Source organism: Archangium violaceum Cb vi76 (genome assembly GCF_000733295.1).
GTDB classification, from domain to species: Bacteria; Myxococcota; Myxococcia; order Myxococcales; family Myxococcaceae; genus Archangium; species Archangium violaceum.
In genome coordinates this window covers 1-7848 of record NZ_JPMI01000219.1, presented here as the reverse complement: position 1 = coordinate 7848, position 7848 = coordinate 1, and the positions used below count along the sequence as shown (strand labels likewise).

Below are 7848 nucleotides of genomic sequence, written 5' to 3'. Positions count from 1 at the left end.
GTGGAGNGCCAGGGTGAGGGTCTACACCGCGTCTCAGGTCGAGAACGACGTCCCGCAGCCGCAGGAGGACTTCGCGTTCGGGTTGTTGAACTTGAAGCCCGCGCCCGTCACGCTCGACACGAAGTCGATCTCCGTGCCCGACAGGTACTTGTTGCTCAGCGCGTCCGTCGCGATCTTCACCCCGTCCTGATCCCAGGTCAGATCGCCCGCCTTCATCTCGCGCACCAGGTTCAGGTCGTAGCCCAGCCCGCTGCACCCGGCCGGCACCACCCGGATGGAGAAGAAGTAGTCCTGGAAGCCCTGATCCTGGATGACCTTCTTCACCTGGGCCACGGCGGCCGCGGTGAGCCGCACCGGGCTCGAGGGCTCACCCTGGGGGGCGACAGAGGTGTTGGAAGCGGGGGTGGTGGTCGTGTCCATGTAGGTTGCTCTCCTTACAAGCGCCTTATAACGCCCGGCGCCAGAATTTCCATCTGCTCCACGGGTATGGCTCCCCTCCACTGTCTGAATCTGCCCCCTCGTGGATGCGGGTGCCAGCCCCTCCGCCCGCCCCCACGCCAGGAATGCGAGCGCCCGCCCCCGGATGCCCCCACCCGGGTTATACGTGCCCCATGTCCGCCACCTTCCGCGAGCTGCTGTCCGCCACGAAGAAGGAGATCCGCGAGGTCTCCACCGAGGACGTCAAGCGCCTGCTGGACGCGCGCTCCCCCGTGAAGCTCATCGACGTGCGCGAGGGCGACGAGTACGCGGGTGGCCGCCTGCCCGGCGCGGTGCACATCCCCCGGGGCTACCTCGAGCTGCGCATCGAGGAGAAAGCCTCCCGGGATGAAGAGCTCGTCCTCTACTGCGCGGGCGGCACCCGCTCGGCCCTGGCGGCCCGCACCCTTCAACACATGGGCTACACGCGCGTGGCCTCGCTGGCCGGTGGCTTCAACCGCTGGAGCGACGCCCACTACCCGGTGGAAAAGCCCGTGGTGCTCACCCCCGCCCAGAAGGAGCGCTACCGCCGCCACCTCATCCTCCCCGAGGTCGGCGAGGAGGGGCAGGCGAAGCTCCTCGCCTCCCGGGTGCTGCTGCTGGGCGCGGGCGGGCTGGGCTCTCCGGCCGCGCTCTACCTCGCCGCCGCGGGCGTGGGCACCCTGGGCATTGTCGACGCGGACGTGGTGGACCTCAGCAACCTCCAGCGCCAGGTGCTCCACACCCAGGAGCGCGCCGGCCAGCCCAAGGTCCAGAGCGCCCGTGCCGCCCTCGAGGCCCTCAACCCCGACGTGAAAGTGGTGCCCTTCCAGGAGCGCCTCACCTCGGACAATGTCCTGCGCATCCTCGAGGGCTTCGATCTGGTGCTCGACGGCGGGGACAACTTCCCCACCCGCTACCTGCTCAACGACGCGTGCCTCCTCCAGGGCAAGCCCAACCTCCACGGCTCCATCTTCCGCTTCGAGGGCCAGGTCACCACCTTCGTCCCCGGCCAGGGCCCCTGCTACCGCTGCCTCTACCCCGCCCCGCCTCCTCCCGAGCTCGCGCCCTCGTGCGCCGAGGCCGGAGTGCTCGGCGTGCTCCCCGGCATCATCGGCCTCTTCCAGGCCAATGAGGCCCTCAAGCTCCTGCTCGGCGTGGGCGAGCCGCTCGTGGGCCGCCTGCTCACCTTCGACGCGCTCGGCACCCGCTTCCAGGAGCTCAAGCTGCGCAAGGATCCCCAGTGCCCCGTGTGCGCGCCCGGCGCCCGCGTGGAGCTCATCGACTACGAGCAGTTCTGCGCCTCGTCCGCCTGAAGGAGTCCCCTCGTGCCCATCCCGGAGATCGACCCCGCCACCCTCGCCCAGCAGCTCTCCGGCCCGCCCGAGGCGCGGCCCGTGCTGCTCGACGTGCGCTTCCCCCAGGAGAACGCCTGGGTGGCGCTCCCAGACTCGGTGCTCATCCCCCTGCCCGAGCTGGACGAGCGCCACGAGGAGCTGGAGGCCTTCCGCGGCAAGCGCGTCATCGTCTACTGCCACCACGGCGTGCGCAGCATGGACGGTGCCGCATACCTGCTCGCGCGCGGCTTCGACGCGGTGTCCCTGCGCGGGGGGATCGACCTCTACTCCCGCGCCGTGGACCCGAGCCTGCCGCGCTACTGACGCGCGTTACGGAGGTAGGGCGTCAGGTCCACCGGCATGTTGGTGATGTCCCGGCCCTTCACCTCGACATCCACCGGGACCGGCTCCAGGAGCGCCGTGCCCTGCAGCACCAGGTGATGCTTGCCCTCCACCAGCTCCAGGCTCAGCCCGGGCTGGTAGGTGCCGAGCGTCTGGCCATCCCGGTAGATCTCGATGCCGAGGATGTTCTTGGGCTTCAGCGCGAGCCGGACGGTGCCCGACTTGAACTCCACCGGAGGCAGCGTCTTGTGCTCATTGGGCTCGCCAAAGGGCACTTCGATCTCCCGGTAGATGCCGAGCTGCTTGTTCTCCAGGACGAGCGTGTCCTGCAGGTGGGCACCCGAGACCTTCCTCAAGGGCGTCGAGCCGAGCACGGTGACGGGCTCCGAGCTCCGGCAGCGCATCGGGTTGTGCTTCACGGAGACTTCGACGGGCTGGTTGGAGTCCAGGGAGATGGAGATGCCCTGCCCATCCATGGCCGTGCTGCCGAGCATCTGCAGCAGCGGCTTGTGGAAGATGACGGCCAGGCCCACCACGGACAGCGCCACGAACACCCCGAGCAGGTTCTTCAGCGGGGGAGTGACAGGGTCCGTGCGGCGGGCTTCTTCGCGCTCGGGAGGCTGGCCTCGTCTTCCTCCACCGCATGCAGGGCGGAGCGCCGGCGAGGCGCCTCGGGCGCGTTGGACGTCTCCACGCGGCTGTTGGTGCGGCGCGGCCTGGGCGTCGGCTCGGGCTGCTGCTGTGAGGACGGACCCATCCCCGTGCGCCGGCGCACGGGCTCCGGCGCGCGCACCGGCTCCGGCGGCGGAGGCAACATCGTGCGCTCGGGATCCTCGTCGTCGTCGTACTGCGGGGCCCGCGGGTTGATGGCCACGGAGCTGCGCGAGGGGCGCGGCTGCGGCACGTCCTCGTCCTCCACCGGCTCGGGCGCGCGCATGACACCCGAGCGGCGAACGGCGGAGGACTCGGTGCCCCGCCTCGGAGAGGGCGTCTCGACGCTGGCCCGGGTCATGTCCTGACGGCTGGGCATGCGCCCCACGGACGTGGAGCCCATCTGGGTGTTGCGGCGCGGGGCCTCGTTGCTCGTGCGGCGGCGGGGCACTTCCGTGGCCGGAGGCGCCTCCCACTCCTGCACTTCCGGCACGTCCCCCATGGGCTGGGTGCTGGACTCCGTGCGCTTGTTGACCACCCCCGCGCGCGTCCCCGTGCGCCGCTGCTGCATCTCGCCCGGCGGCGCCTCCCAGTTCATCTCGGCGGCGTTCGTCTGGGTGCCGGTGCGCGACTCCATCCGCGAGCTGCTCCGCGGCGGCGGCGGCTCCTCGGGCGGAGGCTCCGGCGGCACGGGCATCGCGGACATCGACTCGTCGCTGCGAGGCTCCGGATTGCCGCTGCGCTTCTCCTCGTCCAGCCGGTCCGCGAAGAGCGTCTCCATCAGCTCGGAGATCTGCACCGAGCCGGCCACCCACCGCTGGCCAACGAGGAACTCCTCCAGCGCGAGCTGCAACTGGCGCGCGTCCCGGTAGCGGTCATCCGCGGCCTTGGCCAGCGCGCGCATCACCACTTCATCCAGCTCCGGCGGCACATCCGCCACCTGCGAGGGCGGCAGGATGTTGCACTCCATGGCGGCCTGCAGCGTGCCCAGCTCCGACTCCCGCTTGAGCGGGCGCGTGCCGGTGAGCAACTCGTAGAGCACCAGGCCGATGGCGAAGATGTCCGCGCGGTGATCCAACGGCTTGCCCGCGGCCTGCTCCGGCGCCATGTACGCGAACTTGCCCTTGATGGCGCCCGACTTCGTCGCCGTGGCCTGGTCCGCCGCCTTGGCGATGCCGAAGTCCACCAGCTTCACCGAGCCGTCGAAGCTGATGAGGATGTTCTGCGGCGAGATGTCGCGGTGCACCACCTTGAGGGGCTTGCCGTTGTCGTCCGTGCGCGTGTGGGCGTAGTAGAGGCCCTCGCACGCCGAGGCGATGATGCGGATGGCCAGCGGCCGGGCGATCCACCCGCCCGCGTTGTACGCCTTGCGCATCACCCGGCCCAGGTCCTCGCCGTGGATGAACTCCATGGCGATGAAGTAGGTGCCGTTGGCCTCGCCGAATTCGTACACCTGGGCGATGTTCGGGTGGTTGAAGCGCGCGGCGATGCGCGCCTCGTTGCCGAACATGCCCACGAACTCCTGATCCTCCGCCAGGTGCGGGAGGATCCGCTTCACCACGACGTTCTTGGCGAAACCCTCAATGCCCTTCTGGCGCGCAAGCCACACCTCGGCCATGCCGCCGGTGGCGAGCTTCTTGAGGAGCTGATATTTCCCGAAGAGTTGAGGGTTCATCCCGGGTTGCTCGCCGGGGGGAGCAAGCGCGAAGTGGAAGACATCAGAGCGGCTCATCTTAGGCGACGGGCCGGGGCGAGGCAAAGACGGCCCGCAGGAAACCGCTGGCTCCCTCTGATGGCCGGCCTGTGGCTGGCCTCGGCCGCCGGGGCCGCCCCCCCTCCCCTGGACCTGGGCCCCCCGGATCGGATCGGCGTGGAGACGCGGGAGGACATGCTGACGCTCTCCTGGTCGGACACCGAGGAGCGGCTCCGGGGCAGCATCCGCCCCGCCGCCCCCCGCGCGGGCGAGCCCCTTCAAATCAACCTCCAGGTGGGCAGCTTCGAGGGGGACGACTTCGAGGGTCCACTCATTCTCACCCTGCGAGAGGAGGGGGCCACCCACGGGCAGAGCGTCACCGTGAAGAAGGACGCGCTGCACTGGCAGGCCACCTTCACTCCCGAGAACGACGGCCCCCACCTGGTCGATGTGAGCTTCCGGACCACCCGGCACAAGGTGCTCCATGCGTCCTTCCAGGTGCGAGAGTCCCGGCTGCCCCTGAGGCTCGGGTGGGCCGTGCTCGGCCTCGGGTGCCTGGCGCTGCTCGGCTACACGGTGCGCGGCATCCTGAAGGGCGAGCGAGCGGAGGAGCGTCCCCTGCCCCCGGACGTGTCTCCAACCCCGGCCGTGGAGACCGCCCCGGTTCCCACAGCGGACACGTCTACGGCCCCAGCCGCGGAGATGCCTCCGGCGCTCACAACGGAGACGCCTCCGGCGCCCACAACGGAGAGCGCCCCGGCCGTGGAAACGGTCCTGGACCCAGCCGTGGAGACTCCCGTCACGGAACGGTCCGCCCGCCCCGGGGACGATGCACCGCCAGCCGGAGAACGTCCGGCCACGCCGGTGGAGACCGGGGCGCAACCTCCGGACTCCGCTGCGCCGTCGTCCACGGGAGAACCACCGTCCTCGACGTGATGGAGAGGTGTCATCAGGGAGTTGCCGCCCTTCCCGACACGTTGGCTTCTGGTATTTGTCCTCCGGAGTAGGTGCCAGCCCCGGGTGAGCCCTGGAACCGCCAGGTCGCGCCCGCCGCCTGGAGGACCGAGAGGGCCACACGATGTTCACGAATCATGAGGGAGTGACCGTCCACCCCGATGCGCTGGCACCGGGGACGGAGGTGGGCAACTGGCGCGTGGTGGAGCGGCTGGGCGTGGGCGGTTACGGCGCCGTCTACCGCGTGGAGGACATGGCCCGCGTGGGCGACTTCTACGCCCTCAAGGTGGCGCTGTACGCCGGAGACGAGCGGGCCGAGCGCGAGGTGGCCCTGCTGTTGACCAAGGGGGAGCACCCCAACGTGGTGCGCTTCCACGGCTGCGCCCGCTGGCCCCACCCCAAGGATGGTCTGCTCGTCTTCGTCATGGATCTCGTGCCCGGCCTGCCCCTGCACCTGTGGGCCGAGACGCTCAACGGCAGCTTCCGGCAGCTCGCGGAGGCGGGGGGAAAGATGGCCCTGGCCGTGGGAACCCTGCACGAGCGGGGCGTCTTCCACCGAGACCTCAAGCCCGAGCACATCATCATCCGCGAGTCGGACGGGGAGCCCGTGCTGCTCGACTTCGGCGCGGGCTGGTTCGAGGGGGCCGATCCGCTCACCACGGGCACCCTCCCGCCGGGCACCTTGCTGATGCGCAGTCCCGAGTCCATCCGCTTCCTGTGGAACCACTACAAGAAGCGCGAGGCCCGCTACCCCTTCCAGCGCACCGATGACCTCTACGCGCTGGGCGTGTGCCTGTACCGGGCCGCCACCGGGCACTACCCCTTTCCCGAGGGGATGGCGGACCTGACCCAGTACGCCATCGTGCATCAGCAACCGCCCTCGCCCCGGGACTTCAACCGCCGGGTGCCCCGGGCGTTGAGCGACCTCATCATGCGCCTGCTGGCGAAGAAGCCGGAGGAGCGCTACCAGCGTGGCGTGGAGGTGCATGAGGCGTTGATGGCGGCGGTGGCCTTCGGAGACCCGAAGCAGTGGGAGGCCAGCATCTTCGAGTGGGAAGAGGTGGCGCCGGAGAAGGACGGGGACGAACCCCGGCGGCGTATCCGTCGTCCGGCATGTCCCACGCAGTCCATGACACCTCCGCCGCCCAGGCTCGTCATTCCTCCGCCCCTGCCTCCGCTGCATCCACCCCGGAGGGGAAGAGGCAGGCGGGGACGGGGCGCCCCGGAGCCGGAGCCGTCCGGTCGAGCCGGACCCGGGTGGACGGACGCGCGGCGACGCCTGGCGCGCGGGGTGGGGTCCTCCGTGCTGGGAGGGCTGCTGGTCATCGGTGGCGCGCTCCTGCTGATGACGGTGCTGGGTGTGGGGCCACTCGCCCATGTGGAGCCGCTCCCACCCGATGCGTCATCCCCTTCCCTCCCGACGCGCGGGCTCGTCCACGGTCAGGAAGTGGCGCCCTCGTGGCCACCGCCGGAAGCTGAATGGGCCGCAGCCCCGCCCCTGGCGAAGGCAACCCCTGCGGTCGTCGCCTCGCAGGTGACGCGACCCGAGGATGACGCCTTGAAGAAGCAGCAGGCCCCCCAGGGGGACACGAAGCAGAAGCGGGCCCTTTCTCCCGTGGCGAAGTGGTGTGTCGGCGCCGCCGCCGCCGCCAACCTGGCCTGTCCCGGTGCTCAGGTGCGCACCGCGCCCGAGGCCCAGGTGCGCACCGCCCCCGAGCCCCAGCCGTGCCCAGCGGGTGCCGTCGAGACCATGACCGACACGCTGGACATCAAAGTCGAGCAGCAGGGTGTCGTCGTCTTCCCTCACGTCTTCCAACACAAGCCAGTCCCCGTTCGCGAGGGCTCCACGTCGATGAAACTGAACGAGCCATGGGGGAAGCTGCCAGCGGGCACCGTTCTCCAAGGCCGTCTCTCCTTCGGGGAGGGTCACATCTATGGCCGGTTCACCGAGGCCCGGACGCCCACCGGAGACACATTCAAGGTCTGCATGCAGATCTTCACCGGGCCGAGTTTGGTAAAGCGAGGCGGTGGGTACTACAAGCCTGGTCCCGGTACTGAGATGGAACCAGGGAGTACGCCAGACAATGCCCTGATGTTCACCCTCCAAAACGTGGAGGCGGTGGAGCGCTTCGACTAAGTCCCCCAGACATCGATGATTCGCCAAGGGCCGCGGCGTAGGTGATCAACATCCATGTCCGGGGGCTCAAGACCGTGCTGGCAGTTGACGGATCGCAAGCTGGACACGACCCACACCCTACCGGAGGGGAAGGTGTGGTAGAGGCCACGTCTCCGGTCTCTTCCCCTTGCGTGAGGTCCCCGCTCCGTGTCCGTCTCCTCCCCCGCCGCCCTCCTGGCGCTGGTGCTCCTCGTGGAGGCCAGCGCCACCGCCCAATCGCCGCTCCCGGACTGTGAGGC

The 7848-nt window shown here is 69.8% G+C and carries 7 protein-coding genes; 4 read left to right on the top strand and 3 right to left on the bottom strand.

All coding sequences use genetic code 11. The features are described 5' to 3' along the window. Positions 1 to 33: 33 nt before the first annotated feature. Positions 34 to 420: a HesB/IscA family protein gene (locus tag Q664_RS28835; protein ID WP_043402952.1), complete on the bottom strand. Its 387-nt coding sequence runs from the start codon at positions 418 to 420 to the stop codon at positions 34 to 36. A 191-nt stretch (positions 421 to 611) separates the two neighbouring features. Between Q664_RS28835 and moeB the strand changes: the two genes are divergently transcribed. Then, positions 612 to 1772 carry a molybdopterin-synthase adenylyltransferase MoeB gene (gene moeB, locus Q664_RS28830; RefSeq protein ID WP_043402949.1) on the top strand — a complete coding sequence of 387 codons (1161 nt, stop codon included), beginning with the start codon at positions 612 to 614 and terminating at the stop codon, positions 1770 to 1772. 12 nt (positions 1773 to 1784) lie between these two features. Beyond that, a complete protein-coding gene (locus tag Q664_RS28825; protein WP_043402947.1) occupies positions 1785 to 2117 on the top strand; it encodes a rhodanese-like domain-containing protein in 333 nt (110 codons plus the stop codon). Here Q664_RS28825 and Q664_RS61285 read toward each other — a convergent pair. Both Q664_RS61285 and Q664_RS28820 read right to left on the bottom strand, forming a co-directional pair. Next, positions 2111 to 2689, bottom strand: a complete 579-nt coding sequence (locus tag Q664_RS61285; protein WP_235216920.1) for a hypothetical protein — start codon at positions 2687 to 2689, stop codon at positions 2111 to 2113. The genes Q664_RS28825 and Q664_RS61285 overlap by 7 nt on opposite strands. Before the next feature lie 14 nt (positions 2690 to 2703). Then, positions 2704 to 4518 (bottom strand): serine/threonine-protein kinase, encoded by a 1815-nt coding sequence (locus tag Q664_RS28820; RefSeq protein ID WP_235216919.1) that lies wholly within the window; start codon positions 4516 to 4518, stop codon positions 2704 to 2706. 60 nt (positions 4519 to 4578) lie between these two features. Here Q664_RS28820 and Q664_RS52805 point away from each other — a divergent pair, with 60 nt between their 5' ends. Continuing rightward, positions 4579 to 5415, top strand: a complete 837-nt coding sequence (locus tag Q664_RS52805; protein WP_052518803.1) for a hypothetical protein — start codon at positions 4579 to 4581, stop codon at positions 5413 to 5415. Positions 5416 to 5557: 142 nt separating this feature from the next. Continuing rightward, complete coding sequence (locus Q664_RS52800; protein ID WP_052518802.1) at positions 5558 to 7570, top strand: serine/threonine protein kinase; 2013 nt, start codon at positions 5558 to 5560, stop codon at positions 7568 to 7570. The last annotated feature ends 278 nt before the right edge of the window (positions 7571 to 7848 follow it).